Origin of the sequence: Bradyrhizobium uaiense (genome assembly GCF_010811875.1) — a bacterium.
GTDB lineage: Bacteria > Pseudomonadota > Alphaproteobacteria > Rhizobiales > Xanthobacteraceae > Bradyrhizobium > Bradyrhizobium uaiense.
Genome location: NZ_VKHP01001095.1, coordinates 1 through 237 on the forward strand (window position 1 = coordinate 1; position 237 = coordinate 237).

Consider the following 237-nt stretch of genomic DNA (forward strand, 5'->3'; position numbering starts at 1 on the left):
TGCCGAACGACTTGCCGGCAAAGGCTGGATTGGCCGAGGGCCGCGGCCAGATATCGAGGATCTGCACCTCGAGCACATCACCCGGCTCCGCGCCGCAGACATGGATCGGCCCGGTGCAGATATGCACGCCGAAGCCTTCGCCCGCGCCGCGTCCGAACAGTGAAGCATCCATCGGGCCGGCGCCGCGCCGGTTCACGCCCTTCTTCTCCTTGGTCCAGAGATACACGCTCTCGACGC

The 237-nt window shown here is 66.7% G+C and carries 1 protein-coding gene; it reads right to left on the reverse strand.

Annotation, left to right across the window (positions count from 1 at the left end):
• A partial coding sequence (locus tag FNJ47_RS48915) for an acetamidase/formamidase family protein (RefSeq protein WP_175068545.1) occupies positions 1–237 on the reverse strand: 237 nt, incomplete at both ends.